The organism is Streptomyces sp. C36 (genome assembly GCF_040932295.1).
Taxonomy (GTDB): domain Bacteria; phylum Actinomycetota; class Actinomycetes; order Streptomycetales; family Streptomycetaceae; genus Streptomyces; species Streptomyces triculaminicus.
In genome coordinates, this window is sequence record NZ_JBFQGI010000001.1 from 1,029,754 (window position 1) to 1,056,223 (window position 26,470).

At 68.8% G+C, this 26,470-nt stretch carries 18 protein-coding genes; 8 read left to right on the top strand and 10 right to left on the bottom strand.

All coding sequences use genetic code 11. The features are described 5' to 3' along the window. Positions 1-144: 144 nt before the first annotated feature. The 3 genes from AB4K12_RS04530 to AB4K12_RS04540 form a co-directional block, all read right to left on the bottom strand. A complete protein-coding gene (locus AB4K12_RS04530) occupies positions 145-1,131 on the bottom strand; it encodes an aldo/keto reductase (RefSeq protein ID WP_368432927.1) in 987 nt (328 codons plus the stop codon). 334 nt (positions 1,132-1,465) lie between these two features. Then, entirely contained in the window at positions 1,466-5,851 is a 4,386-nt protein-coding gene (locus tag AB4K12_RS04535; RefSeq protein WP_368432928.1) for a trypsin-like peptidase domain-containing protein, read from the bottom strand. After that, positions 5,821-6,186 (bottom strand): CU044_2847 family protein, encoded by a 366-nt coding sequence (locus AB4K12_RS04540; RefSeq protein WP_368432929.1) that lies wholly within the window; start codon positions 6,184-6,186, stop codon positions 5,821-5,823. The genes AB4K12_RS04535 and AB4K12_RS04540 overlap by 31 nt, the downstream gene beginning before the upstream one ends. 432 nt (positions 6,187-6,618) lie before the next feature. On the opposite strand from AB4K12_RS04540, the gene AB4K12_RS04545 reads away from it, so the two are divergent. From AB4K12_RS04545 to AB4K12_RS04560, 4 genes are all read left to right on the top strand, one after another. Beyond that, positions 6,619-6,825: a hypothetical protein gene (locus AB4K12_RS04545; RefSeq protein ID WP_368432930.1), complete on the top strand. Its 207-nt coding sequence runs from the start codon at positions 6,619-6,621 to the stop codon at positions 6,823-6,825. A gap of 17 nt (positions 6,826-6,842) precedes the next feature. Further along, the gene (locus tag AB4K12_RS04550; protein ID WP_368432931.1) at positions 6,843-8,288 is read left to right on the top strand and encodes an exopolyphosphatase; all 1,446 of its coding nucleotides are present in this window, start codon (positions 6,843-6,845) and stop codon (positions 8,286-8,288) included. Continuing rightward, positions 8,285-8,908 carry a UbiX family flavin prenyltransferase gene (locus tag AB4K12_RS04555; RefSeq protein WP_368432932.1) on the top strand — a complete coding sequence of 208 codons (624 nt, stop codon included), beginning with the start codon at positions 8,285-8,287 and terminating at the stop codon, positions 8,906-8,908. The genes AB4K12_RS04550 and AB4K12_RS04555 overlap by 4 nt, the downstream gene beginning before the upstream one ends. A gap of 613 nt (positions 8,909-9,521) precedes the next feature. After that, positions 9,522-9,971, top strand: a complete 450-nt coding sequence (locus AB4K12_RS04560; protein WP_368432933.1) for a hypothetical protein — start codon at positions 9,522-9,524, stop codon at positions 9,969-9,971. A gap of 25 nt (positions 9,972-9,996) precedes the next feature. Here AB4K12_RS04560 and AB4K12_RS04565 read toward each other — a convergent pair whose 3' ends face one another. Together AB4K12_RS04565 and AB4K12_RS04570 are read right to left on the bottom strand one after the other, a co-directional pair. Further along, a complete protein-coding gene (locus AB4K12_RS04565; protein ID WP_368432934.1) occupies positions 9,997-10,497 on the bottom strand; it encodes a hypothetical protein in 501 nt (166 codons plus the stop codon). Positions 10,498-10,666: 169 nt separating this feature from the next. Next, positions 10,667-10,987 (bottom strand): YkvA family protein, encoded by a 321-nt coding sequence (locus tag AB4K12_RS04570; RefSeq protein WP_368432935.1) that lies wholly within the window; start codon positions 10,985-10,987, stop codon positions 10,667-10,669. A gap of 345 nt (positions 10,988-11,332) precedes the next feature. On the opposite strand from AB4K12_RS04570, the gene AB4K12_RS04575 reads away from it, so the two are divergent. Together AB4K12_RS04575 and AB4K12_RS04580 are read left to right on the top strand one after the other, a co-directional pair. Continuing rightward, positions 11,333-14,092, top strand: coding sequence for a discoidin domain-containing protein (locus AB4K12_RS04575; protein WP_368432936.1), 2,760 nt, complete (start codon positions 11,333-11,335; stop codon positions 14,090-14,092). Between the two features lie 175 nt (positions 14,093-14,267). Further along, a complete protein-coding gene (locus AB4K12_RS04580) occupies positions 14,268-14,867 on the top strand; it encodes a TIGR03086 family metal-binding protein (RefSeq protein ID WP_368432937.1) in 600 nt (199 codons plus the stop codon). 49 nt (positions 14,868-14,916) lie between these two features. Here the strand turns inward: AB4K12_RS04580 and AB4K12_RS04585 are convergent, their stop codons facing one another. The 4 genes from AB4K12_RS04585 to AB4K12_RS04600 form a co-directional block, all read right to left on the bottom strand. Beyond that, complete coding sequence (locus AB4K12_RS04585) at positions 14,917-16,221, bottom strand: cytochrome P450 (RefSeq protein WP_368432938.1); 1,305 nt, start codon at positions 16,219-16,221, stop codon at positions 14,917-14,919. 45 nt (positions 16,222-16,266) lie between these two features. Beyond that, positions 16,267-17,277 (bottom strand): hypothetical protein, encoded by a 1,011-nt coding sequence (locus AB4K12_RS04590; protein WP_368432939.1) that lies wholly within the window; start codon positions 17,275-17,277, stop codon positions 16,267-16,269. Between the two features lie 210 nt (positions 17,278-17,487). After that, complete coding sequence (locus AB4K12_RS04595; protein WP_368432940.1) at positions 17,488-20,001, bottom strand: DUF6185 family protein; 2,514 nt, start codon at positions 19,999-20,001, stop codon at positions 17,488-17,490. A 316-nt stretch (positions 20,002-20,317) separates the two neighbouring features. Beyond that, entirely contained in the window at positions 20,318-21,109 is a 792-nt protein-coding gene (locus AB4K12_RS04600; RefSeq protein WP_368432941.1) for a pentapeptide repeat-containing protein, read from the bottom strand. Positions 21,110-21,479: 370 nt separating this feature from the next. On the opposite strand from AB4K12_RS04600, the gene AB4K12_RS04605 reads away from it, so the two are divergent. Further along, on the top strand, positions 21,480-23,444 hold the full coding sequence (locus tag AB4K12_RS04605) for a SpoIIE family protein phosphatase (RefSeq protein WP_368432942.1): 1,965 nt from the start codon (positions 21,480-21,482) through the stop codon (positions 23,442-23,444). Positions 23,445-23,602: 158 nt separating this feature from the next. Then, positions 23,603-25,126, top strand: a complete 1,524-nt coding sequence (locus AB4K12_RS04610) for an alpha/beta hydrolase (RefSeq protein ID WP_368432943.1) — start codon at positions 23,603-23,605, stop codon at positions 25,124-25,126. A 65-nt stretch (positions 25,127-25,191) separates the two neighbouring features. Here the strand turns inward: AB4K12_RS04610 and AB4K12_RS04615 are convergent, their stop codons facing one another. Further along, a complete protein-coding gene (locus AB4K12_RS04615; protein WP_368432944.1) occupies positions 25,192-26,022 on the bottom strand; it encodes a hypothetical protein in 831 nt (276 codons plus the stop codon). Between the last annotated feature and the right edge of the window lie 448 nt (positions 26,023-26,470).

Genomic DNA, 26,470 nt, shown 5'->3' on the forward strand with positions numbered 1-26,470 from the left:
GCGATCGATCCCTTCGGGGTGCCCGACCGACTCTGCCGTACATCAGGCGGCTCGAGCACCTGGTAAATCGGCCCCATCCGCGCCTGTTACGGGGCCGGTCACCGAGGCATCGCGTCCCGGCAGAAGCACGCGATCGTGGCGGGCTCAGTTGTTGACGAAGGTCAGGCTGGTCGCGTCGTAGCGGGTGCCCGCGATCCGCTCGGGCGGGGCGGCGGCCTCGATGGCGGCGAGGTCCTCGGGGGACAGCTCGACGGCCAGGGCCGCGCGGTTCTCCTCCAGGTAGCGCTGCCGCCGGGTGCCGGGGATCGGCACCACGTCGTCGCCACGGTGCTGCACCCAGGCCAGGGCGAGCTGCCCGGTGGTGACCCCCTTCGCCTCGGCCAGCTCGTTCAGCTTCGCGACGATCGCCAGGTTTCGTTCGAGGTTGCCGTCGGCGAAGCGCGGCTGGCCGCGCCGCATGTCGGTCTCCGCCAGCCCTTCGAGCGAGCTGTACCGGCCGGTCAGGAAGCCGCGCCCGAGCGGGGAGAAGGGGACCAGGCCGATGCCGAGTTCGCGGCAGACCGGGGCGATCTCGGCCTCGAGGTCGCGGGTCCACAGCGACCACTCGCTCTGCAGCGCGGTGATCGGGTGCACGGCGTGCGCCCGTCGGATGGTGCGCGCGCCGGCTTCGGACAGCCCGAGGTGGCGGACCTTCCCGGCCCGCACCAGCTCGGCCATGGCGCCGACGGTCTCCTCGATCGGCACCTGCGGATCGACCCGGTGCTGGTAGTAGAGGTCGATGTGGTCGACCCCGAGCCGGCGCAGCGACGCCTCGCACGCCTGCCGTACGTAGGCGGCGTCGCCGCGGACCTGGGTGGGCTCGCCCAGGCGGTTGGCGAAGCCGAACTTCGTGGCCAGCACCACCTCGTCGCGGCGCCCGGCGACGGCCCGTCCGATCAGCTCCTCGTTGTGCCCGGCGCCGTAGTAGTCGGAGGTGTCCCAGAAGGTCACCCCGAGGTCGAGGGCACGGTGCAGTGTCGCGATCGACTGCGCGTCGTCCGTGGCGCCGTAGGCATGACTCATGCCCATGCACCCCAGGCCCTGCGCGGAGACTGTCAGATTGCCCAGGTGTCGGGTGGGGGTGTCGGTCATGGTGTTGCCTCCTGAGCTCGGAATCATCTGCCCAGGACGCTAGGTGTTGGAGCGCGCTCCAAGTCAACCGAACGTGAACGTCCCGCACCCTGAGCCGAGCGGGGCCGCTCGGGCGCGGCCCGCTGCAGGTTCGTAACAACCGGCTACGAGCGTCGTTGAGGAGGCATGACTGCCGGACCTACCGCGACCAGGTATACCCCCAGCGTCATTTTCCAGCGGGCACCCGGCTGTGCGCGGAGGGCTTCCGTGGAGGCCGGAGCGTCGGCCTGCCTTGCGTGACGCTCACCAACTGACCTCCACACGCGGTGCCGGCGAACATGGTTCACGTCACCGCTCAACTCCGTGGGCATACTCGCCGTCCCGGCACGCCCGCCGGCAGGAACTTGAGCTCGTCGGTCGTGAATTCTCGGTGAGCGATGATTTCGCATAACTTCTGCTGCCACGTGGCAGGATCGAGTGAGAGTGGCCCGCCTTTGCCGGTGGGGTCGACGTGGATCACTGTCTTTCCGTCCTTCGACGTGCCCATGAAGGAGTGCCCCTTGTCGAGGAAGGTGCGGCTCTGGTTACCGAACTCATATGAGTCCCGGTAGCCGCGCTCGCCGATCCGATACGTCTGTACGGCGTTGTTGGCGGCTATAAGATAGCGACCGTCGCCATCCAGGAAACGCGCGACCCATGGGGTGAAACGGTCCTCACTGACGCTCCGCAAGGGGCCGAGCTCCTTTCGCCACGGGTCGCGTCGCCATAGCTCGATCACCGAACCGCGCCTCATCAGCGCGAAGTACCTGCCGGATGGGTCGAATTGGACCGCCAGGACGTCATCTGTGGTCTTCACTTCGGCTGTTGTGCGTCCATTGGTGATGTCGACGACGCGGATCCCGGGCCGGCCCAGGACCACCACTGACACCTGGTTCGGGGCCGGGTATCCACCGATCATCACCTCGGCCTCGCCGTCCCGTGCGCCTTTGGGCCGGAAGGCCTTGGCATCGAAGCGCGCGAGTTGTCTCCCGGTGCGCGCGTTCCACTGCTGTACCACGGTTCCCGAGACGGTCATCAGGTTTCCGCTGTGATCGAAGCGGTAGTGGAAGTCCCATGTCGGCCGATGCGCGCTGACAGAACCGCTGGTGTCCAGGATCTGCGGTGTCGTGCCGGCGACCTTCGGTGGTTCGACGGCGGTCACGGTGGCCGTGCGCCGCAGGGTCGAGACCTCGCGGATGGTGACAATGTTTTTGTCCTCGCGATCGGCGACGAGCCGTCCTGTTCTGTCGAGGGCGAGCATGTCGTTGTGCTGTGGTATCCAGTACGGCTTTCTGCGCTGCGCCTCGGTGAGTACCTTGACGCCGTCCTCGCCGAGTGCCGGGCGCAGTTGCAGACGGGAGCCGTCCCCCAGGACGCTGATGGTCTTCTTGCCGTCGTCAGTGAGCGTCTGCTGACTGATATCGAGGAACTGGTCACCCGGGGGGAGGCCGACGAAGGTGATCATCGACTTGTCCTGGCGGGCGTAATGGAGCCTTCCGCGAAACTCCACGAGGCCGGGGTTGCTCATGGCCATGGTGTCCACCTTCGGCAGCGCGACGTGAGAGATCACCTTGTTGGACGTCAGGTCCACGACGCGCACGCTGTCGGACCAGTTGAGCGCTATACGCCGGCCGGTCACATCGACGGCCTGCACCATGCAGGAATCCGTCACGAACTTCTTGTCCTGCTCGCGGTACGGGGCTCCCTGCTGGACGCCGTCCGAGACCTGGTACAGGGTGATGACGGTTCTCTTGTCCTCCACGCGGCAGGCTACTGCCGACTTGCGGTCACCGGAGAGCCGGAACTCGTGTACGCCGGAGACGAGGACCCGGGTCCGGCCGGTCCTCAAGTCGACAGCGAGCAGGCTCTGTTTTGTCTTCTCGGTGTTCTGCTGCTTGAGCTCGTTGAGATGCTCATAGACCGGCGTCAGGACTGTTCGGTCATCGGCACCGAACCACAGATCGAAGATCATGCCCTTGGGAGCGGGCACACTTCCGCCGAGGGCACCGTGGGCGCCGCTGTCGAGGTTCCACCACACCAGCCGGTCCCGGAATTTGGCGGCGAGCATCCTCCCGTCCGTCGACATCGAAGGCTTGACGCTGTCGCTCCAGCCGGCACCGGCTCCTCCGGCGTCCGGCAGTTTGTGCAGCGGACCCATCGGTCGCTCGGCGCCGACGTCCACCTCGAACCAGGCGGCCTTCCCGTCCTCCTGTACGTAGGCGGCCCGCCTTCCGTCCGCCGAGACCATGACATACAGCACCTGACCGGTGGAGTACACCTGCTGGCTGCGTACCCGCTGCCCAGACATGGCGTGCACGAACAGCGTCGCCCGGCCCAGTTCCGACGCGGCCAGCACCACATTCCCATCGCGGCTCTTGTCGAAGGTTCTGACGTTCCCCAACATGCCGGAGAGCACACGGTCGTTGTCCTCATACCTCACATACTGACGCAGGAGTTGATTGCGGGCCTCCTGCGTCGGTGCCCTCCGGTACGCCGCCAACGCCAGCATCACCCCGCGAGCCGGGTCGAGGACACTCTCGTCCTCGGCAGCCTGCGCGAGGGAGCGCGATGAGGCGAGCGCCGCGCGTTCCTGGCTCTCGCTGCGCGTGACGAAGAACAGCGTCCCGAGGACCAGCGCCAGTACCAGAACCAAGCCGAGCACGGAGAACCGCGCCCGGCGTCTGCGGGCACGCGAACGGCGACGGGCGCGCCCCGCCTCCAGATAGTGCCGTTCCGCCTCGCTCAGCTCGTCGCCGCGCTCGCTCAGCCACTGCTGGGCACCCGCCAACGCGACAGCGGTCGGCAACAGCTCGGGAGCACGTCCCCCGCGCTCCCAACGATCCATGTCGTGTCGCAGGGCCTCCCGCCACACCAGGAAGGAGCGGTCGTCGGCCGCCCAAGCGGCCAGCCTCCCCCAGCCGCTGATCAGAGCCTCGTGCGTGAGCTCGACCGTCTCGGCGCCCTCGGCATCGCGTCCGGTGACCAGGAGCCGCGTCGCGGCGAGCCGCTGGGCGATGTGCCACTGCTCCTGCTTGAGCTCCGTACGGTGTGCCATGCGGCGCGCGGGTGCCGCCGCCCCCAGCGGCACCCGGATGAGCTGGGTGAACAGCCGCTGTGCCGCTTCCTCGTCATGCGGCGGTACGTACTCGCCCCAGACCCGGTCGGCGTGGATGCCCAGGGCACCGGTGACCTTGCCGAGTTCCTCGTACGCCCGGTGGGTCAGCAGGCCGCCTTCCTGCCGCTGCCACAGCAGGTCGAGGGTGAAGCTGAGAAGCGGGAGAGCTCCCGGCTCGGAGCCGGTGTCGGCGAGGATCCGGTCGGCGAGGTGAGGCTCGTAGCGCACGCCGGGGATGGCCGCGACGGGCGCGGTCACGACGTCGCGGAGGCGCTCCGGGCCCAGGGGGCCGAGTGCGTGGAGGTGCCGGCCGACCACCGGACCGAGGCGCGGGTGTGCCAGCACCGGCTCCAGAAAGTCGGCTCGTAGGGTGATCAGCACACGGACCGTGTCCGGCAGGGCGTCCCCGAAGAGAACGTCGGCCAGTTCGTCCACGGCTGCTGGACCGAGCCCGAGCAGTTCCTCGAACTGATCGATGACGATCAGCAGCCGCCGGCTGCGGTGAAGCTGCAGCAGCCGTGCCACGACATCGGCCGGTCCCCGCTCCCTCAGCACGTCGGACAGTTCCGGGATCCGGGTGAGGCGCTGGGTCTCGGACAGCCCGGGCTCGAGGAGTGGCAGCAGCGAGGCCGCGAGTGCGGACAGGGGACTGCTTCCCGCCACCGGCCGCAGGACGACCGCGGAGGCGCCGTCCGCGCGCAGTCGTGGTACGACACCGGCCAGGGCGAGCGACGACTTGCCGGAGCCCGAGGGGCCGACGACGGTGACCCAGCGCTCGGCGGCAAGGGCCCCAGCCACATCGTCGCTCTCGGACCGCCTGCCGTGGAAGACCGACGCGTCCGACTCCTCGAACGCCGACAGCCCACGGAACGGCGACGGGGGCAGGGCCACACCACGCAGCTCGGGCCAGGCGGTCAGCAGACCACTCGCAGGGATCAGATAGCTCACCGGAGGCTGCCCGGACTCGGCGACCGCGACCATGCCCACCACGCCGACGAGCTTCTCGTCCCACACCGGAGTTCCGCTGAACCCCCTGGAAACCGGGTATCCGCTGCCGATCAGATCGGCCTGCACCCATCCGTCCGCCTGGTGCGCCCGAAGCACACCGGCGTGCCAGACCCCTCCCGGCCGACCCGCCGGAAACCCGAAGGCCCGTACGGGGTGCTCCCACAGATCCTGTGCCTCGACCAGCCGGACAGGGCCGGCACCGGGCAACGGAGCGCTCAGCCGCAGCACCGCCACATCGCCGGCCCCGGAGGGCCTCGGCGGCACCCAGTGCTCGAGGCTCGCCGTCACGCCCGGTGCGGAGGCGCCGCCCGCGGGAGCGGGCACCAGGGGCAGATCGACGTGGACGCGGGCGGAGGCGGGCGGTTCCACGTCCTCCAGAGTGCCCAGCGCAGCCGAGACCACATGCGCGCAGGTGAGGGCAACGGTGTCGGAAACGAGAAAGCCGAGGCCTACGGTTTCTCCACGCTCGTCGCGGATCCGCAGCACAGCCGCGTCCAGGGCCTTCGGACCGATGCCCTCCGTGGGCTGGGCCGGCAACGCCGACGCCGTCATCCGGCCGACTCCGGAGGCTTGCGCCACGTGAGCGTCACCTTGAAGTTGGCCTGGCCAGTGGTGCGCGAGACCACCACGTCCGCCTCGGCGGACAGCGACAGCCCGAACTCGATGCCGATCTCGTCGGGCCTGTCAGCCATGCCCCGGAAGCTGGTGATGAAGTTCTGAGCGACCGGCCGTATCCCGGCCAGCATGTCATTCAACGAACGGGAGGCTCGCGCCACGACCTGGCCTGGCCGGGCGACCCTGACCAAGCCTTCCGCCGCTTCCTCGATCTCGACCATGACCACGCCCGCGGCTTCCGCCTCCGCGGAACCCGACCCGGCGACGTCGGATATGGGCAACTCAACCAGATATGACACGCTTCCCCCTCCGCGTCAGGCGCCACGCCGACCGTGGGCCTCACCCGTTGCACGACATACTCCATCCCCTCCTCTCGCTATTGCCAGGTACGGGAGTTGGGCGCGGAACTCTGACGCAAAGCAGCCGCTCCGTGCTCGGGGGCGACTGCGTTGACTTCTCCGGGAGTCATTTGCCGGTGTTTTTCGGAAGGCAGCGGGCGCGAGCGGGCTGATCGACGTCGGCAAGATTCGGAGTCGCCAGAACGTTCGGAGACGACGCCTTGCCGACGTCCGGGCCGTATGCGCTGCCCTCCGGCCCACTTCTCAACGGTGCTTCGGCGTGGTGGGGACAGCAGCGGCTGTGCGGCAACGGGTTGACTGAGGGGTGAAACCGGCTATGTCTCACCAGGCCGGATCCTGTGGGTAGTGACGCGCCGATCCATGCATACCCTCATGGAGCTCGAGAGCACAGCGAATCAGAACGGCGCAAATCGCCTACTCCGTGTCAAGTTCGGTCAAGGGACAGTGATTCATAACGACGCGCACGTTCGCCGGGCCATCGCGGCCGAACACCGGCGGGTACTGGTGTGCAGTCAGACCTTCGAGCTCACCAGCGCCGAGCTCGATATCGCCGTAGGAATGCCGTCGTTTGCGCCCTGACTGGAGGAACGATTCGTATGCCGCATGCCTACTACTGCGCGAAGTGCAAGAACGAGCAGACCGACCCCCGTGACGCCGAACGCCTCGCCGACATCCTCGGGTTACCCCTGTGGTTACCCAAGGACAAGGCCGGTTCGTTCGGATTTCCCGATGGCGCCCTGGCGTGCCGGCAGGCGATCGACGAAGCTGATTGCGTCATCTGCCAGCCGCCGATCGGCCGTGACTGCGCCTGGGAACTCGGCTACGCCGCGGGTACCGGGAAGAAGATCTACGTCATCGGGCCTCTGCCGGAGGACGACTGGATGACCAAAATCGGCATCCACTACGTCGACCCGGCTGCCTTGGCCCCTCGATTCCGGCAGCCTCGTGCCAACAGCGGGCCGGTCAGCGTCCCGGCCCTTGGGGCACAGGACCGAACAGAAGACGACGGCGCATCGCGCCGGCGGCCCGCGCTGTCCGGCCGTACGTACACCAGGGTGGCGGCGATCGACTGCGGCACCAACTCGATGCGGCTCATCGTGGCCGATCTGCCCTCGGCGGAGCGCGGCCCGGTCGCGCAGATGGTCGAGGTGGTGGAACGATTCGACATCATCCGCCTGGGGCAGGACGTCGGTCACACCGGAAGGCTGGCGCGGGAGGCCGTCGACCGAGCACGTGCGGTCCTGGCCGACTACGCGGCGCTGATCTCCGCGTTCGACGTCGAGCGCGTTCGGATGTGCGCCACCTGGGTCTCACGCGGCGCTGCCGACGGCGAGGAGTTTCTGGCCCTGGTAAGCGACACGCTCGGCCTGACGAGCGACGTGCTGTCCGGCAGACAGGAAGCTCACCTGGCCTTCACGGGAGTCACCCGCGGCCTGGCCGGCGGGATCAAGGCCCCGTACCTGATGGCCGACATCGGTGGCGGCTCGACCCAGTTCGCCCTCGGATCCTCGGAAGCCGAGCATGCCGTCTCCGCCGACCTTGGATGCGTGCGGATCGCGGAACAGTATCTGCACACTGATCCGCCCACACCGCAGGAGATCGCCGCGGCCGAGCAGGCCATCGAGACCAAGCTCGAGGAGGCGCTGGCGGCATTGCCGGGGTGGCGGCAGGAAGCCGCCCTGATCGGGGCCTCCGAAGCGGTCACCACAGTGGCAGCAATCGCCTGGGCACGGTCGTCCTCCTCATCCAGTCGCCGCCCCGGATACCTGACCTACCACGAGGCGGACCGAGTGGTGACAGATCTGCTGGGAACCACAGCGGCGCAGCGGTCCCAGATCCCCGGCATGCACCCGGACATGGTGGACGTCATCGTCGCGAGCGCGCTGGCGGTGCGTGCCACGATGAAGCACACCGGCAAGGAAACGATGGTCGTCAGCCGGCATGGACTCCTGCACGGAATCGCCTGGTCGCTCAATGAGCAGCCGCTGCACACCGCTTCTCCCGCGGCTGCTGCAATCGACCACGGAAAGGTACAGCCGTGAACCTCATCGTCGGCATGACCGGCGCATCGGGTGCCATCATCGGCGTGCGCACCCTGCAGGCATTGCAGGCCCTGGATGTGGAGACCCATCTCGTGCTCACCCGGTGGGGGCGTGCGCTGGTGGAATACGAGACCGATCACACCGTGCAGGATCTGCGCGCGATGGCCTCCCATGTTCACGCACCCGGAGATCAGGCAGCCGCGATATCCAGCGGGTCCTATCCGACCGACGGGATGATCATCGCCCCGTGCAGCATGAAGACGCTGGCCGCGATCCGGGCGGGGTACGCGGAAGACCTCGTCGTACGAGCGGCCGATGTCACGCTCAAGGAGCGGAGGAAGCTCGTTCTCGTCCCCCGTGAGGCGCCACTGAACGAGATCCACCTGGAGAACATGCTGACCCTGGCCCGCATGGGCGCCCTGATCCTTCCGCCGATGCCGGCCTTCTACAACCACCCCAAGAGCATCGACGACATCGTCATGCACCTCGTGGCCCGCATCCTCGACCACTTCGGTCTCGAACTTCCTTCCGCCTTCCGCTGGAAGGGCGGGCTCGGTAAACCCCAAGTCGAGCTCGCGATGGACCCGATCGCAGAGTCGCACTCCGATGCGCACGCGTAGCAGGACATCCATGCGGAGTGCTCCACCGCCACCCGCAGCAGCGTGCGCAGCCCGGCGAGCCTGTCCAGCGCGACCCACTCGACCCCGAGCGGTACGGAGTCCTCGGCGGGCCCGCCGAGCACCGCCGGCTCCTGGAGGATGCGGCACCGGAGGGGCGCGGCCAGTTCCCACGCGCCAGGAGGACGGGTTCGTCCCGTACGACCAGGCCGCTCGCCGCGTCCCTGATGCGTAGCGCCCCGCTGACACATCCGGGTATGTCGTACTCAGGACACGGGCAACGGCAGCGAATTGGAGACTCTGCGAAGATCACCGCATGTTGCAGACCATGGAGATCACCACCGAGGCAACCGTGTCCCCTCACGAACACAACCGGCCAACGAGATGGGAAGGCCGTGTCATGCCGCAGCCCGCTGCTCGCGGCCGGCGGCCCTCGAAGAGCCGGGTGCGTCACGGCAGCCCCTCCTGTGCGGACTACGGTTGTGGCCGCGAGGAGTGCCGACGGGCCGCGCGCAGAGCGAGGGTGCGGCGGGAGACGGATCGTGCCCGCGGTCAGGACGCCCGAGTCGATGCAGCACCGGCAGCGGCTCACTCAATGCGTCTGCGCCGGGCAGGCATGTCCGCCGGAGACATCGCCGAACGTGCCGGTATCTCGGTCACCCTGGTCCGCAGGCTCCTGAGGCCGGCACGCATCCAGGCCAGAATCCACCGGACGACCGCCGAAGCGATTCTGGGCCTGCCCGTCCCCTCACAGGCACGGGCACCGCGCCTACCAGGCCTCACCCCGGGAAAGCATGCGGCGGAGCGGCTGCTGGAACTGGCCAGGCGGGGCTGGCCCGCCACCTACCTGGCCCGGCAGCTCGGCACCAGTACCTTCACCGTCGCCGAGATCCGCAACCGGCGACGCCGGCACATCGACCTGCAGTTGGAACAGATGATCCGGCTGCTGTACCAGCACCTGAAGGGCACCACACCGGCCAACCGCGGGATCCCCTACAGAGACTCCCAACGCGCACGCCGGGCCGCGACCCGCACCGACTCGCTCTCCAAGACCGCAGGCGTGTGACAGCCGAGCGGTGAAGAAGGTTGGCTCACTGGCTGTGGCGCTGTTCGTAAGCGGTGAGATAAAGGCCCTTCAGCGCGGCATCCGCCTGCTCGACGTCCGTTCCTCGATCGATGGCCTCCAGGGCCGCGGCCGCTGAGAGCCGCACCGGGCGCGGCACGGCGTCGATGGCGGAGAGCCGGTAGGCGAGCGTACGACGAGCATCCCGTTCCTCCTCGGTCACACCGTGGGGGACCAGAGGGAAGACCGCGGCCCGGTAGGTGGCGATGCTGACGACGACCGCGTCGGCGATTCCTTGCGCGTATCCGTCCGCCGACACCGCCTGGACGCCGGGTGAGACGCAGGCCATGATCTGCCGACGGGCAAGACGCGAGCCGATCCACGCCCCCAGCCCAGCCGCTCCCGCGGCAACCAGAGCCATCAGTCGGCCGCCCAGAAGCAGGCCCGAACACAAGCCACCCAGAGTCGCGCACGTCACCAGCACCAGCGTGATCAGGAGATGGATGCGGGCGGTGAGCGGCGGAGTCATCCCAGAAGTATGCACAACAGCCGGCTTGTCGGTGCTCTCTGCAAGGGTGTGGCCGCGGGGCGGCTGCAGATGCTGCCCGACCAGTAGGGGAGGGCAGCTCCTCACTGCTGGTTGATCCAGGCACCACACCGCGGTCACGGGCGCGTACGCGGTGGGCGGGGGAGAGCGGTCACAGCGTCGGCTTCCGCCCGTCCCTCGCGGGTGGCACGCCCGCGGCGTTGGCGGCTTCGTGCAGCGACCGGAGCGACCGGAGTGCCAGCAGAAGGACTCCGACGTCGTCCAGATAGATGGGGTCGGGCAGCAGGTCCACGGGGGAGACGAGGTAGAGCAGGGCGCCCCAGAAAAACAGCCTGCTGCTGTCCGGCACACCGGCGCCGCGCAGCAGCCGCCGGGCCTTGAAGAGCCGGACCGCGACGATCACGGCTGCGACGGCCGTCGCAGCGGACAATACGGCCAGGACACCGACGACGATCCACAACGTGTCGCTCATGCCTACCGTCTACCCAGGACGGTCGCCGCAGGTCCGCACATTCACCTCATGGGAGCTGTCGCGGTGCCCGCCCGGGCCCTGCCGACCCTCTTCTCACGTGTCAGCCGGCGTCGAGTTCCGCCTGCGCAGCGTGGCCCCGTCGGCTGAGGGTGGCCGGAGCGGTCACGGGACTCGTCGACTCCGCCGTCGTGACGGATGCGCATCCGCGTCGTCACACACGGCCCAGGGCAAACCGTAAACCGCGTCGCCTTCAAGAGTCATACGGACAAACTCGACTGTTGACGTTGTGTGTTCACCAACTTAAGGTCGCGGGACTCTTGGAAGAGATCAAGACGACGGAGAACAATGACGTACTCTCCCGGCGCACAGCCGCGTCCAACACGCCTGTCCGCACTGCTGCTCGCAGGCATTCTCGTTGCCTCGGTGCCGCCCGCGGCCGTCGCGCAAGCACCGCAACCCCCCACCGCCGAACGACCTTCCGCCTACCTCTCTCCCGCCGGCGGCTGCCGGACGGGCGACGGGTGGACACTCGAGACCACCCGCATCAACACCGACGACACCCACCACGTCTATGTCGGCAACGGCTACCTGGGGCAGCGCGTACCGCCCAACGGAGCCGGCTACACCGACAGCGACGCCAAGACCGGCTGGCCGCTCTTCACTCCGAGCTACGACGGCTCGTTCGTGTCCGGGCTCTATGCGCACAACCAGCGGACCGCAGCGGACCGGCAGGCCGTCGCCGCCCTTCCCACCTGGACCGGGCTCACCGTCGGTACCGGCGGCCAACACAGCGATACCTTCAACTCTTTGACGAAGTCGGGTCGAATATCCGGATATCGCCAGTCCCTCTTCCTGCACTGCGGCATCGTCCGGACCTCCCTGACCTGGACCGCCGCCGACGGACGTAAGACCGACCTGGTCTACGAGGTGCTGGCCGACCGCGACGACCCGCACACAGGCGCCGTACGGCTGCGCATGACGCCGCGCTGGAGCGGTGAAGCCACCGTCACCGACGTGCTGGACGGACACGGCGCCCGGCGCATCCGCCAGACCGGCGGCGGCGACCGCACCGCCGGATCCGGCCCGGACAGCCGGACCATGGACGTGGCCTTCCGCACCGACGGCACGAACACCGACGGGGCCGTCGCCTCCACCCTCCGGGCCGGGCGCGACGTACGCGCAACCCAGTACCAAGCCGCCAACGCGGCACGCGACTTGAGTGCGCGCCAGTCGCTCACCTTCCCCGTCCGCAAGGGCCGCGCCTACGAATTCACCAAGTACGTGGGCGTCGACACCGCCCTGACGTCGCGCACGCCCCGCCAGGACGCCACCACCGCTTCGCAGCGCGCCGCCCGGCAAGGATGGGACAGGCTGCTGCGCGCCCACGCCGCCGCCTGGGCCCGGCTGTGGCGCTCCGACATCGAGGTGCCGGGGCAGCGCGAACTGCAGGCATGGGCGCGCTCCGCCCAGTACGGGCTGCTGTCCGGCACCCGGAAGGGGGCGGCCAACAGCATCGCCCCCGCCGGGCTGACCAGCGACAACTACGCCGGCCTCGTGTTCTGGGACGCCGAGACCTGGATGTACCCGGCCCTGCTGGCCACCGCGCCCGACCTCGCCAAGACCGTCGTCGAGTACCGGTACCGGACCCTCCCGGGAGCCCGAGAAAACGCCCGCAAGCTCGGCTACCAGGGTCTCTTCTATCCCTGGAACAGCGGCAGCAAGGGCGACCTGGCCCAGGAGTGCCACAGCGTCGACCCGCCCCACTGCCGCACCCAGATCCACCTCCAGTCGGACATATCCCTCGCCACCTGGCAGTACTACCTCGCCACCGGCGACACCCACTGGCTGCGCGAGCGCGGCTGGGCGGTGATGAAGGGCATAGCCGAGTTCTGGGCCGGCAGGGTCAACCGCAACGCGGACGGCAGCTACTCCATCAAGGACACCGCCGGCCCCGACGAGTACAGCAACGGCGTCGACGACGCCGTCTTCACCAACGCCGGAGCCGTCACCGCACTGCGCAACGCCACCCGTGCCGCACAACTGCTGGGCGAGCGCGCCCCGGGGGAGTGGACGGCGATCGCCGACCGGATCCGGATCCCCTACGACGCGCGACGCAAGGTCTTCCAGCAGTACGACGGCTACTCGGGCAGCAAGATCAAACAAGCCGACACGGTCCTGCTGATGTACCCCCTGGAGTGGCCGATGCCCCAGGGCGCCGCGACCAGCACCCTCGACTACTACGCCCAGCGCACCGACCCCGACGGCCCCGCCATGACGGACTCGGTCCATGCCATCGCCGCCGCCGGCACGGGCGAACCGGGCTGCTCGACCTACACCTACCTGCAACGCTCCATCAGGCCGTTCGTGCGAGGCCCCTTCGCCCAGTTCTCCGAGGCCCGCGGCGCCAAGGCGGGCGCCGAGGACCCCCTGGCCGGCACGCCCGCCCACGACTTCCTCACCGGCAAGGGCGGCTTCCTGCAGATCTTCACCAACGGCCTGACCGGCATGCGCATGCGCGAGGACCGGCTCCACCTCGACCCGACGCTGCCCCCGCAACTCGGCCGCGGCGTCACCCTGCGCGGCCTGCACTGGCAGGGCCGCACGTACGACATCGAGATCGGCGCCCACGACACCACCGTGCGGCTCACCGACGGCGCGCCCATGACCATCGACACCCCGAAGGGCGAACAGATCGTCACCAAGGCCGCCCCGGCCGTCCTCAAAACCCGCCGCCCCGACCTCGCCCCCACCGACAACGCTGCCCGCTGCACCACTGTCACCGCCTCCTCCGAGGAGCCCGGCATGTACGCGGCCGCAGCCGTCGACGGCAACCCGGCCACGGCCTGGATCCCCGACGGGCCGAACGGCGAACTGACCACCGACCTCGGCAAGACCGTACGTGTCACCAAGACCACCCCCGTCTGGAGCGGCCCCGCACCCACCTCGTACAACATCCAGCTCTCCCTCGACGGCCGGCACTGGCGCGACGCCGTCGCCGACACGGGCAGCGGCGGGCCGGTGCCCGCGCGGTACGTACGCGTGGTTGTGCGCGGTGAGACCAACGCCAAGTCCCGTACGGGGATTGCCGAGCTGACCGTCTCGTAACGACCGACAGGGACAGGCCTTGAGGCGCTCTCTTCTGCCCGCGGTGGCGTGGACAGGAGAGAGCGAACCGCCCGGCCGGCTTCGAGTCTCATGCCGCGACCGGCCGACTCGCGTGATCAGGTCGAGGTCCGATTCCCGCCGGAAGCGGCGACATACGATAGCCAGACTTGGCGTCATGCATGACACGGACAGCGCGTTGCTCAGCTACTTCGACACTGCGGCAGAAGGATTTGGCGGTCGGCTACGGGAGGTGCCGGACACGTGCTGGGAGAACGCCACGCCGTGCACCGAATGGAACGTGCGACAGCTGGTCAACCACATGATCCAGGGAAGCCGCATCTACACCTCGCTCCTGCGCGGTGGCAACAGTGCGGAGTTCATGGCGAACCTGGGCCAGGAGGCGCTCGACGGCGACCCGGTGACCACCTACCGGGATGCGGTGGCCGAGTGCCGGGCGGCGTTCCATGCCGCCGGCGCGCTCGACCGGACGGTCGATTATCCCTTCGGTCCCGTACCCGGCCGGCAGCTGCTCGGCCTGTACGTGGTGGACGCGGTCACACACACCTGGGATCTCGCCCGCGCGGTACGGCTCGATGAACGACTCGACGCGCGCACGGTGTGCTGGATACTCGACAACTTCGAGTGGATCTATCACGGCGTGAGCGAAAGCCCGATCGCGGACAGCAACCGCTACTACGGGCCGCCGACGGGTGCGCCGACATCGGATTCGTCCGAGCAGGATCGTCTCCTCCACACGATGGGGCGCACGCTGTAGGAGTCACCGACCACCCGACCACCCGACCACCGGCCTCCGCCCCCGCCCATCAGGCGCTGCGGCAGTGCACCTGGATCGAGTGAGGGGTTGTGAGGTTGACCCCGTGGGAGCGTGGCCTCAGCTCGTCGTCGGCGCCCAGGAGACCGAAACCGTGCAGCCGCAGTGCTTCGGCCAGGGTGAGCCGCATCTCCAGTTCGGTCAGCTGGGCGCCCAGGCAGCGGTGGGTGCCGATGCCGAAGGGGAGGTAGCGCAATTTGTCGGTCGGCCGGCCGAGGAACCGCTCCGGCCGGAACCGGGCGTGGTCGGGATAGGTCTGTTCGTGGTGATGGGCCAGGTGGATCGCGACGATGATTTCCGTGCCTGCGGGGAAGTGGAAGCCCTCTGCGGTGAAGGGCGTCACCACGCGCCGCGCAGCGCTGGTCGGGGTGATCGTCGGGACACGCAGGGCTTCCAGGCACACGGCGGACAGGTAGGGCAGCGACGCGATCTCCAGTGTGGAGGCGTCTTCCGGCAGCGCCCGTAGTTCTGCGGATACGCGTGCGGCGACATCGGGACGGTGGTGCAGCCAGTAGAGGGCCATGGACATGCCGTTGCCGGCCGTCGTGGTGCCTCCCGTGAGGAGGCTGACGAGTTGATCTCGTATGTCCTCGTCGGACAGCGGGTGAGGTGCGGCCAGCAGTGCGGCCAGCAGCGACTCCCCGGGGTCGGCCCTGGTGGTGCGGGCCCGCGCGATCTCGGCCAGCAGGAGGCGGTCCAATACGGTGCGATGGTGGCGGTATCGCGCGTCGAGCTGTGCGCGTTGCCGGGGGACCGCCGTGCGTGCGTCGTGCATGGTGTTGAGTACGGCGACGAGCGTTTCTTCCAGCGCGCGGTCGGTGGCTTCGGGAAGGTCGGGGAAGATCAGCGCGTTCATGATGCGTGCCGTGATCCCGATGGTCATCCTGGCCAGCGGCTGTGGGGGTCGCCCACGGAGGTCGCGCAGTCGCTGTGCGATCAGCCGGTGCACCGTCCCGGCCCGCCGCCGCAGTGACGCGCCGACCAGGGGTGGTGTCACGATCTGCCGTATTCGTCGGTGTTCGGCTCCGGCCAGTTTCAGCATGCTGCGCGGGCCGATCAGGTCGTTGTACAGGGTGGTGCCCAGACCGACGAGTTCCTGGTCGTGCTGGAGCAGGATGCTGCGGAAGTGGGCAGGGGCGCTGAGAAACACCCGCGGCGGTTGGTCCGGCCGATGCAGCGTGAACAGGTCCCCGTAGGAGGCGCGAAAGTCCTCCAGGATCGCGGGCTGCTGTTCCAGGTACCGCAGTTCTTCGAGGTCGGGGGCGGGTCCGGGGGGCAACGATCGAGTGATGGCCATCGTGCGGGACCGTCCTGTCGTGTCGGACTCCGGGAACGGCTGTGGTCAGGGAGCCTTGGGTGTCCCCCCGATGGAGAGAGGAGCAGCGGTGGTGTGGCCGTAGCGGGCGCTGTCGTGAAGAGACCAGTTGACCGTGCCGGTCATCCAGTCCTGGCAGCCGTCGATCCATCCGGACAGTTGGGGGCTCGCGGTTCGGCGCACGTCCTCGGCCAGCTCGGCGAACTTGGCGATCTCGGCATGCGTCCGGTCGACGGCCAGATCTACCGCTTCCTGCCATGAGCAGCCTGGCTCGGTGTCTTTGATGACGGTGACGAGGCTACGAGTCGACGGCTCATGCACCTCGACCGGCGCGCTGAGCACGTCGTTCGACCACGCGATGACGTGGACCGCGTACAGCTCCAGCCGGCGTGCCTCGGGCGCGTAGAACTCCTCGGGCGTGATGGGGCCGGCGTTGGCCACGTCCGCGAGTGCGATCGGGGGCTTCAGGCCCGCGGAGTAGCGGCGGTATGACGCGTACGAACGGGCGCTGACGCGATGGGTGTTCACCTGATCGAACACCTGCGTACTCAGCGAAAGCAACCACAGTCGCATCGCCGTCGCCCACCGCTGATAATTCTCGGCCGCGGGGGCCAGCGCTCGCAGTCGACGACACAGGTCCAGCCATGCCGCCTCACCGTGCACGGGCTGCTCGCCGAGCTCGTCGAGATCGACCACGTCCAACATCGCGGTCAATCGCCGCACCATGGCAGTCGCCTGCTCCGCGCTCTCCACGCGATCGGCCGTCACGTCGTCGAACAGGAAGAACCACAGCATGAAGTCGGCGGCCCACTGGGCGAACGCCCGATCGGCACGAGGGAAGCAGCGCCCGGTCAGCCACGCGAATCGGTAGCCCGCGTACCGGTCGCGCTCGTCGTCGTTCCGGAGCAACGCGTGCTGCTCGGACCAGTCGACCAAGGCCGTGTGCATCCCTTGGACTTCGGGATGAAGAGCGCTGGGCCACGGCAGCTTGATCGTCGGCAGGACGACCTGCTTGAAGCCGGTGAGATCGTGTCGCATGCACTCGTCCTTCCTGTCGGTGGGAAGTGACGCAGCCGCATCCGGCCACAACCCCTCGAACTCAGGGGTGGTTCATATTGTCGGGCAGGCGTGGCGGCTGGGGGAAGGGGAACCGGGGGGAGCAGGGGCGCACGAAGGAGTCGCCCGCTTCGCTGAGCGGCTCCCGGATCCGCAAGGAGCCGGCAGGCATTGTAGACAGTCGGATAGTGATCACTTGGTGACGATCTGACGCCAGATCGTCACCGCTGCTCCCGCCTGCAACAGCAGGAAGGCGACCTGCCCGGAGAGGCCGTGCACGTGGTAGATCGACGCCAGCAGGCCGAGACGCCTTGTCCAGTAGTGCCGCTCGCGGCTGAACGTTTCGGTGTCCATCCACATGCTCGTCAATGTCAGCACCATGAGCATGAGGACGACGTTCAGGACGGCCAAGGCCAGTTCCCTGCGGTCGATGCTGTGGTGGAGCGCGGCAACGATCCCGATGGGGACGAGCCAGGCGATGAACAGGTAGAAAGCCCGCACCGGGCCTCGTTCTCCGGGCAGTACGCGCCACAACGCCCCCAGAACCAGTCCCGCGCCGGCGAAGGAGATCTCCTGTGTGAGGAGTTTCCCCACCATGTCCGGGATGCCCGTGGGGGAGTTGAGTGTGAACATCCAATGCTCGACGTCGTATGCGTACATGTACCAGGCAGTGACGATGCTCGGCACAATTCCGAAGACGGAGGCCGAGCGCGCAGCCTTGAGGGCGTTGTTCCACCAGTGCCGACCCGGTCCCCAGCTGAGGGCGACGTCGACCACGGATACAGGGTCCGGCAGGCAGTCGCGGTTGCATCCGGTAGGCCGCCAGCGGTGCAGTGCGCGGAGTTGTTTCTCCAGATTTCGTCTCGTGCTCGACTCCGTACGTCCGTTGTCGACGAGGTCCAGGCGGTGGAGCAGATCACGGCAGCGGCGGGCGTCTTCCATCAGTCGCCGGTGCCCTGTTGGCGTGCTCAGCTCCGCTACGACGCAATTCGCTGCTTCCCGGTCCACTCGGCCCAGGACGGACCATTGACGCCCTGCCTTCACCGTGACGTAGAGCGCGCCCATGTTCAGGGGCAGCCAGAGGCCGTAGATCTCCGATGAGCTGCCTGCGAACTTGGTCCCCCTCAGTGCCACGGCGATGGCGAAGATACCTGCCACCAGAAGGAGATCGCACCCTTCCGGCCCAAGGGACTTCCTCGGGTTCGCGCGGGAACTGCTGTGGAGCAGCGCTACCAGCGCGATTCCCGACAATACCCATGTGTAGGCGTATGCCCATGTGGGGCCGGTGGACGAGAACTGTACGAGTTGCTGACTCAGGGCGCTTCTGTGGTCGTGGCCGAAGAATGTGCTTGCTTCGCCCGCCCAGTCGGCGCGTTCCCACCTGAGTTCGAAGGCCAGCAGGTGAAAGGCCACCACCACGGCTGCGACCGTGGCCAGCGCGACGCCGATCGCGGTGATATGGCCGAGGCGATGATCCGGCTCGTTTTCGATCGAAGGGCGCCCCAGCCTTCCCTCGCGTGTGAAGCGCCAGGCCCACGCGGCCATCGCGGTGAACCACAGCCACAGGATGGACATGTCCAAGAGGGCCAACCCGGCAATGCCCAGGGAGGTGGGCGGGCTCGTCGGCATGAGATCCGGCGGGAGGCCGAAGAGGTGAGGGGCCACGATCACCAGCAGGCCGATCGTAGCCGCCGTGGAGGAGGCGGCGACGACCAGTGTGCGCCTCCTCAGGCCCTTTTGCCTTTCATCGGGGCCCTGAGCCAAGGGAAGCCACGGACGTGCGAGAAGGACGAGGGAAAGCCCCGCTGAAATTCCGATGAGGGCGCGCCAGCGGTTGGCGCCCGGAGAAGGCTGAAGCAGCAGCAACAACGTCAGACCGAGGGCCGCGCTCAGCGCGGCCCACTGCAAGACCGTGGTGGCCAGCATTCCGGCAGCGGCATTCTCGGGACTGTTGTCGGTCCTCTTGCGGAGGAAAGGCCATGCCGACAAGGCGATCACGAACGAGGCGCATACCCACCACGAGACGACGCCCAGGGCCCCGATCCAAGGGGTGTGCCGGCTCAACGTCGGAGTGAGGTGCCGCGGCGGTGCGATCGTGGCCTCGGTGTCCGGGTTCTCTGCGATCCATACCCTACTGGTCTTATGTGCGCTCGTCGCCTCGGGGGCGTCGCTGATTTCCATGCCGCCCGGGTCGATCTCGATCGTCCTCCGCGAGGCTCCGCTCAGAGCGTCAGGTGAATGGAGGACAGCCTTCCAGTCCTTGTCGGGTGCGACGGTGATCGTCCATGGACCGACTTCGAACTCACCAGGAGCATTGATCAGATTCCATGACTCGTACTGCGCCGTGACCAGCCCTTTTTCCTTGGTTGCCGGGGAGCCGGTGGATCGCCACTCCGGGTGCCAACCGTCACCCTTCTTCTGTGCTTTCCTCTCCTCGTGCAGCAGGCAACGTGTAGCGTTTTTGTATTTGAGGCTGTCCGTGCTGAGCGTCAGATCGTCCGCGAGCCCCCACTGCTGTTCGGGAAGCTCGATACGTGTCACCTGCCGCACCTCAACGAAATCGGAATGGTGCTGGTCGAAGATCAGTTTGTAATTGACATTGGTGTTCGTGAGGTGTTGGGGGACGGCCGGGCAGGTGGTCGCATCGACAGCGTGCGCCGGTGTCGGCTGTGCCGCCCACCATGCGAGCGTTGTCAGGGTGAGCACGGCCCACCGCCAGGCCGGGGACGTCATGCCCGAGGCGGGCGTCTGCAGTAGGGGCCGCATGCCGAGGCGACCTCGTCCGCGGCCCCAGGGAAACGGCCGTGGAGCAAGGGTGGACCGAAGCCCTTCAGGCTGCACCTTTCCAGGACCACGGCCGGATCCCGGATGAATGGAGTGCCCACGGCCACCTCGGCTTTACGTAAAGTGCGCAGAATGTCACCGTAAGTTCCCAGGTGTAGGCCTGCAACAGGGGGTGACACTGGACTATCCGGTCGGGAGGACCGCTCACCCCGCCCCGGCGACACGCCTACGACTCAGGTCACTGGGGCTCGTGGGGCGGCTGTGGCGGAGCGACCGGCCCGCCTTCCGGGTGGATGCGCATGCCGTTCTTCCACAGGTCGCAGGACGGTACCCGCTGGCCGCCCTTCAGGCCGTCTTCCTTGATGTCGTCCTGAGCCGTCAGTGTCCGCCCGGTCGCATCGTCTTCATACCTCTCCACCACCGCGTTGGCGAGCAGGCCCTCGAGATCCTTGGGCCCCAGCGACTTCGGCCAGCAGGTGCGCGGATTCGTCTTCGTCCCGGCGAGGGAGATCTCGCGGAGGTCCGTGTGGGAGAGGTTCGCGCTGTGCAGAAGGGCGTTGTCCAGCTTGGCACCCGTCAGGTCCGCGTCCTGGAGATTGGCACCGATGAGGTTCGCGCCCCGCAGATCGGCGCCCACGAAGTTGGCCCCGGTGAGGTCGGCGTCCCGGAACTGGAAGCCATGCAGGTGAGCGTCATGGAAGTCCGCGTCGTGGAGCGACTTCCCGCTGAAGTTGATGCCTTCAACGTTGTGGTCGCCGATGACGAACCCCGGAATGCTCTCCGCGGTAGCAACGTCCGCCCGCCATGACGCCTGCTCCTGGGACTCGCGGATCGCCTCGCCGAGGAAGAGGGCGGACAACCCCACGGCGATCCCGCACACCAGACCGCCGCCAATACCCGCGAGTACCTCGATCTTCGGCTCGGAATCCGGTTCCTTCATGGCCATCCGCCAGGCGCGAATGGCGAGGAAGGCGCCGAGGACAAGGAGTACGGCGCTCAAAGCCCATTGCGAGGGGCCTGCATCGGGCATCGGAAGCCCCCTCAGCAGGTGCGCAGAAAGGAGGTCCACCAGACCTCGCACCCTTTCTTCCTCTCTACGCCGGACCCCTCGTGATCGCAAACGCGCGATGCGCCGACTCTCCAGCGGACGTGACCGTCGTCGCGCCGGCCCTCGAGCCGCGCGGTCGGGGCGCTGTCGGGCTGCTCGCGATCGGCTCGCCCCGGTCGTCCGGCCGGCCTCGGCGTAGGGGATCGCAGGGCTGAGACCCACCGCGGAGACAGGCCGCCCGCCCCGTCCCACGACCTCGGCGGGCTGCGGGGGTTACGGCAAAACGCGAGGGCGTTGCGGTGCCCGTGTCCTTCCACGGCCCTGGCCCGTTCACAACGGCAGAATGCAGTCGATGGCCGAACCCCCGCCCGCCGGTCACACCGGCCTCGCCACCCTGCTCATCGCCCCCGACGGACGGGTACGGCAGTGGAGCACGGGGGCACAGGCCCTCACCGGCTACCCGGAGCGGGAGATCATCGGTCAGCATGCCGCCCTGCTCGCCGACCGGGCGACGCCGCGCGGGGACGCGCTGGTACGGACGTTGCTGCGCACCGTCGGCCAGATGCGTACCGACTGGCTGCGCCGACGTGAGGGCACGTGCCGCAGCGTGGCCTGGTACCCGATCGCGGTTCCATTGGCGGACGGCCAGGGTGTGCTCGCCGTGGCGCCACCAGAGGCACAGCCGGTCGATGGGTGCGACCCGGCTGCCGTGGAGCGGCTTGTCCACGCCACCCCGGTGGGTCTGGCCGTGGTCGACACCGAGCTGCGCTTCCGGTTCATCAACGGCGCCTGCGCCCGGCTCAACGGCAAGTCCGTCGAGGATCACCTGGGCCGCCGCGTGGCGGACGTCCTCGCCCTGCCCGACCCGGAGGCGTACGAAGAGACGCTGCGGCGCGTCGTGGAACACGGGGAGACCGTTGAGAACCTGCGCGTTTCCGCCCTCCGGCCGGACGGGGAACCGATGGCCGTCATCGGCACTCTGTTCCCCCTCCGGGACCCCGATGGCACGATCACGGGTGCGGGGGGCTTCGTCCACGAACTGCGGGATTCTCCCGGTGAGCTGCTGGACCTCGCCCGCAGCCGGCGTCGGCTGGACCTGCTGGGACGGGTCAGCGCCCGTATCACCCGGCAGCTGGACCCGCGTACGGTCGCCGGCCAGCTGGCCGCGGCGTGCGTCCCGGAATTCGCCGGCTCGGTCGCTGTCGACCTGCTGGAGAGCTCGCTCAAGCCGGCCACCGCCGACACCGAGGAACAGGGGGCGAAGACGCGGCACAGCCCCTCACCCGCCCCTCACGTCCACTCCCTGGGCATCACCCCGGACGCACGCGATCCGCTCCCGGAGGAGGAACTGCCGCCCGCGCGCCCGGCCCACCCGGCGATCGCGGAATGCGTTCGCTCGATGAAACCCGTCATGCTCGAGGACGACGGGATCACCTCGGCGCGACGCGGCGTCGCGGTGCCACTGATCACGACGGGCGAGGTCCTCGGGGCCGTCACCTTCCTCCGCCCGAACGCTGCCTTCACCAGCGAGGACGTTCTGCTGGCCCAGGAGGTCGCCGCCCGTACCGCCACCGCCATCGACAACGCCCTGCTGTACCGGCGCCAACGGCTGGTCGCCCTCGCCCTCCAGCGCCACCTGCTGCCGGCACAGCTACCGTCCGTGCCCTGGTGCGAGCCGTCCCACCGCTACCGTCCCGCCGAGGACGACACCCTGGCCGGCGGCGACTGGTACGACGCGATCCTGCTCCCCGGCGGCCGGATCGGCCTGAGCATCGGGGACGTGATGGGCCACGGAGTCCAGGCTGCCGCCGCGATGGGCCGCTACCGCTCCAGCGCCCACGCGCTCCTGGGCACCGGGCTGCCGCCCGGCCACCTGCTCACCCGCCTCGACCAGCTGTCCGACGCCGGCCCCGGAGACCTTGCCGCAACCTGCGCCTGCGCGGTCTACGACGGCGCCACCGGCCGCCTGCGCCTCGCCCTCGCGGGACACCCGCCACCCCTGGCGATCCGGCCGGACGGGACGGCCGGCACCCTGCACGCCGAACCCGGACCGCCCCTGGGCATGGACCTGCGTCAGGTGTACACCCACACCGAGCATGTCCTCCCGCCCGGAAGCCTGCTGGTGTTCTACACCGACGGCATGGTCGAGGACCCCACCGGCACCCTCGACCTGGACCAGGCCATCGACACCCTGGGCCGCGCCGTCCGCGACCCTCACGCACCGTTGGACGACGTGTGCGACGCCCTCATGGCGGCCCGCCCGGCCGCCTCCACGGATGACGCCGCACTCCTGGTGGCCCGCCTGGGCCGTCTCTGAACCTGACCTTCCTACGGACCGCATCGGCGACACGAAGCCGGACACGCTACGTCCGGGGCCGGGGGTTATCCTCCGTTCGGCCCGGGGGAGATCCGTAGCCCGCATTGGGGAGCGCACACCCTGGAGTGAAGATCATGTCCTCCCTAGCGTGAGGGGGCATGAGACACACCGCGGCCACCACCGCTCTCGCCCTGTCCCTGACCACGGCTGCCACGATGACCGGCCTGTTACCGGTTACGGCCACGAAGGCCTCCGCGTCCACTGCCGACGGCCTCGACCGCTTCCGTCACCAGCCGCTCAAGTGGAGCGCCTGCAAGGACCCGAAACCGGCCGACAGCGGCACCCAGTGCGCCACGCTCAAGGTGCCGCTGGACTACAGCGACCCCCATGGCCGTACGCTCGACGTCGCGATCTCGCGGATCAAGGCCGCCGATCCGGCGAAGCGGCGCGGCATCCTCCAGACCAACCCCGGCGGCCCCGGCGGACGCGGCCTCGGGACGCCCGCCATCCTGCGGGCACAGATGACACCCGAGGTCGCGGCGGCGTACGACGTCATCGGCATGGACACCCGGGGGCTCGGCGAGAGCAGCCCGTTGGACTGCGGGCTGACACGGGCGACCTGGCTGCGGTCGGTGGGCACGGACCGCGCGGGCTTCGACGAGAGCTGGCGCATGGCGAAGAGTGACGCCGATGCCTGCTGGAAGAAGTACCCCGACATCCTTCCGCACATCTCCACCCGCAACATCGCCCGTGACGTGGACCTCGTCCGGAGCGTGCTGGGGGAGCAGAAGACCTCGTTCCTCGGACAGTCGTACGGAACCGTCCTGGGTGCCACCTACGCGCAGATGTTCCCGCGCCGCGTCGACCGCCTTGTGCTGGACAGTGCGCCCGATCCCGCCGCGTACTGGATAGGGATGCAACAGGTCATGGGCCCTGCGAATGAGCGGGCGCTCGACGACTTCGCCGCCTGGGCGGCCGGGCGCCACAAGCGGTACGGCTTGGGTACCACCCCCGCTGCCGTCCGCGCCACCGTCGAACGTCTGATCCGGCGGGCGGAAGCGAAGCCGATCGCGATCGCGGGCTTCCGACTGGACGACCACATGCTGCCGCTCGTGCTCTTCGCGTTCGGAACGGACGAGGCCGGCAACGAGGAGTACGCCGGCGTGCTGCGGCAGTTGCTCGACGCGGCCGACGGCAAACCGGTCGAGGCGACCGATTCGCTCCGCGCATGGCTGACCTTCACACTCCGGCCGCAGGACACCGGCGCGAACGTCGACCTGGCGGCCACGATGGCCATCGCCTGCGGCGACGTCACCACGCCCCGCGACCCCGGCTGGTACCGGAAGGCCGTCGAGCGGGCCCGGCCCACCCAGCCGGTCTTCGGCCCGATGGTCAACGGCCCGGTGCCCTGCGCGTTCTGGAAGGAGAAGCCCCGCGAAGAGCCGACGAGGATCAGCAACGACGTCCCGGCCCTCCAGCTCCAGGCCACCGGTGACACCCGCACCCCCTACGACGGGGGCCTGGCCATGCACCGCACGATGCGCGGCTCCCGCCTCGTGACCGTGCCCGTCCGTACCCACGGACTGTACGACTCCTCACACAGCCCCTGCGCGAAGAAGGCGGTCAACGACTACCTGCTGACCGGCAGGCTGCCGGACAAGGACACCATCTGCCCGCGTTGAGCGGTCTCGCGGTCGGCGTACGCGAGGAGTTGACGCAGTGGCCGACCGTGTTCCGGCGGCGGTGCCTACGGGCGGGGTCCGGCTTCCAGAGCGGGAGGAGCGTCCGTGCCCTGCTCGATGCGCAGCTGCGCGGCGACGGCGTCGGTGCGGGCTCGCAGGGCGAGCACCCGCTCGCCCGTGGGCGTTCCCGCCCGGGGCGCCTCGGAGGGCAGGACGGGCACGCCGTTGGCCTGCGCGGTGAGGACCAGGCTGTGCATGACCTCCGCCTGCTGGGCCAGCAGGGCCGTGGTGAACAGGTTGGCGTGCAGCGTCTTCTTCATGCCGAGCGCACCCCGGTAGGTGATCTCGCAGGCTACGGCGACGGTTTCCAGCCGCTGATCGGCGGCCTGTTCCAGCGCGGCCAGCATCACGGAGGCGAGCCCCTCGACGACCTTGGTGACCAGCCACTTCCGGCCAGGGACCATGGGCAGCAGATCGCGGATCCGGTCGATCTCGGCGTCGAGCGCCTCCGTCGTCATGGCGCTGAACGCGTCGTGCAGCTGGAGGTGGACCACCTTCGACCACGGGATGTCCTCCCCGTCGAAGCCGACCGACTCGGGGCCGAAGCGCAGGGCGCCGATGGCGTCCAGCGGGCGCAGCGCCTTCGCGGTGACGGCGGGCACGCGCGGGTGCCGGCAGACGAGGGCGCCGAGCGAGAACTCCCATTCCTGGTGCGCGGGCGCGGCGGGCGCCGGCAAGGAGCGCAGGACGGAGACCACCCACTCGCCCGAGGCGTTGGTGCCGGCGCGTCCCGCGTCGACGCCCCGCTGGACGGCCTGGGCGACATTGCTGCCGAAAGCGGTGGCCGTCGTGCCCACCGAAGCCCCCAGGCTCTTCGCCCGCTCGAATATGCCCATTCCGCTGACCTTGCCTCACCTGCGTCGATCTTGATGGCGGCGACACTCTACCCAGGCTTTGGCCGAAGATGATCCATCGCGGGCCGGTCCCCGGACGCTCTGCCCGCTCCCGTCCGTTTCGTGGAGCAGTGCCTGTACAAGTCGGCCCGGCCGGACAACGGCCACGCCTACCCGCGCACGCCGGCGATCGAGGGCGCGGTCCACCCCGTGCGGCTCGACGAGACCCAGGCGGCCGGGGACGAGGCGTACCCCATGCCTACCATCGAGCTCCCGGTGGGCGCACCGTGGCGCAGGACTACACGGCGGGCCTGCTGCCCCGGCCGCACCCTTCCTCTCGTTCCTCGCGTACGAGCAGGTGATGCTCGGCGTGCTCGCCCAGATCCTGCCCGACCCACGTGGACGTCCTGGCGGTCAACGCGGCCACGCCCTGCGAGATGCACTTCCCGAC

Bases quoted from the DNA above. Each gene is read 5' to 3' on its own strand.
- AB4K12_RS04530 (WP_368432927.1), bottom strand. From the start codon at position 1,131: ATGACCGACACCCCCACCCGACACCTGGGCAATCTGACAGTCTCCGCG.
- AB4K12_RS04545 (WP_368432930.1), top strand. From the start codon at position 6,619: ATGGAGCTCGAGAGCACAGCGAATCAGAACGGCGCAAATCGCCTACTC.
- AB4K12_RS04550 (WP_368432931.1), top strand. From the start codon at position 6,843: ATGCCGCATGCCTACTACTGCGCGAAGTGCAAGAACGAGCAGACCGAC.
- AB4K12_RS04560 (WP_368432933.1), top strand. From the start codon at position 9,522: ATGTCCGCCGGAGACATCGCCGAACGTGCCGGTATCTCGGTCACCCTG.
- AB4K12_RS04565 (WP_368432934.1), bottom strand. From the start codon at position 10,497: ATGACTCCGCCGCTCACCGCCCGCATCCATCTCCTGATCACGCTGGTG.
- AB4K12_RS04570 (WP_368432935.1), bottom strand. From the start codon at position 10,987: ATGAGCGACACGTTGTGGATCGTCGTCGGTGTCCTGGCCGTATTGTCC.
- AB4K12_RS04575 (WP_368432936.1), top strand. From the start codon at position 11,333: ATGACGTACTCTCCCGGCGCACAGCCGCGTCCAACACGCCTGTCCGCA.
- AB4K12_RS04580 (WP_368432937.1), top strand. From the start codon at position 14,268: ATGCATGACACGGACAGCGCGTTGCTCAGCTACTTCGACACTGCGGCA.
- AB4K12_RS04585 (WP_368432938.1), bottom strand. From the start codon at position 16,221: ATGGCCATCACTCGATCGTTGCCCCCCGGACCCGCCCCCGACCTCGAA.
- AB4K12_RS04590 (WP_368432939.1), bottom strand. From the start codon at position 17,277: ATGCGACACGATCTCACCGGCTTCAAGCAGGTCGTCCTGCCGACGATC.
- AB4K12_RS04600 (WP_368432941.1), bottom strand. From the start codon at position 21,109: ATGCCCGATGCAGGCCCCTCGCAATGGGCTTTGAGCGCCGTACTCCTT.
- AB4K12_RS04605 (WP_368432942.1), top strand. From the start codon at position 21,480: ATGGCCGAACCCCCGCCCGCCGGTCACACCGGCCTCGCCACCCTGCTC.
- AB4K12_RS04610 (WP_368432943.1), top strand. From the start codon at position 23,603: ATGAGACACACCGCGGCCACCACCGCTCTCGCCCTGTCCCTGACCACG.
- AB4K12_RS04615 (WP_368432944.1), bottom strand. From the start codon at position 26,022: ATGGGCATATTCGAGCGGGCGAAGAGCCTGGGGGCTTCGGTGGGCACG.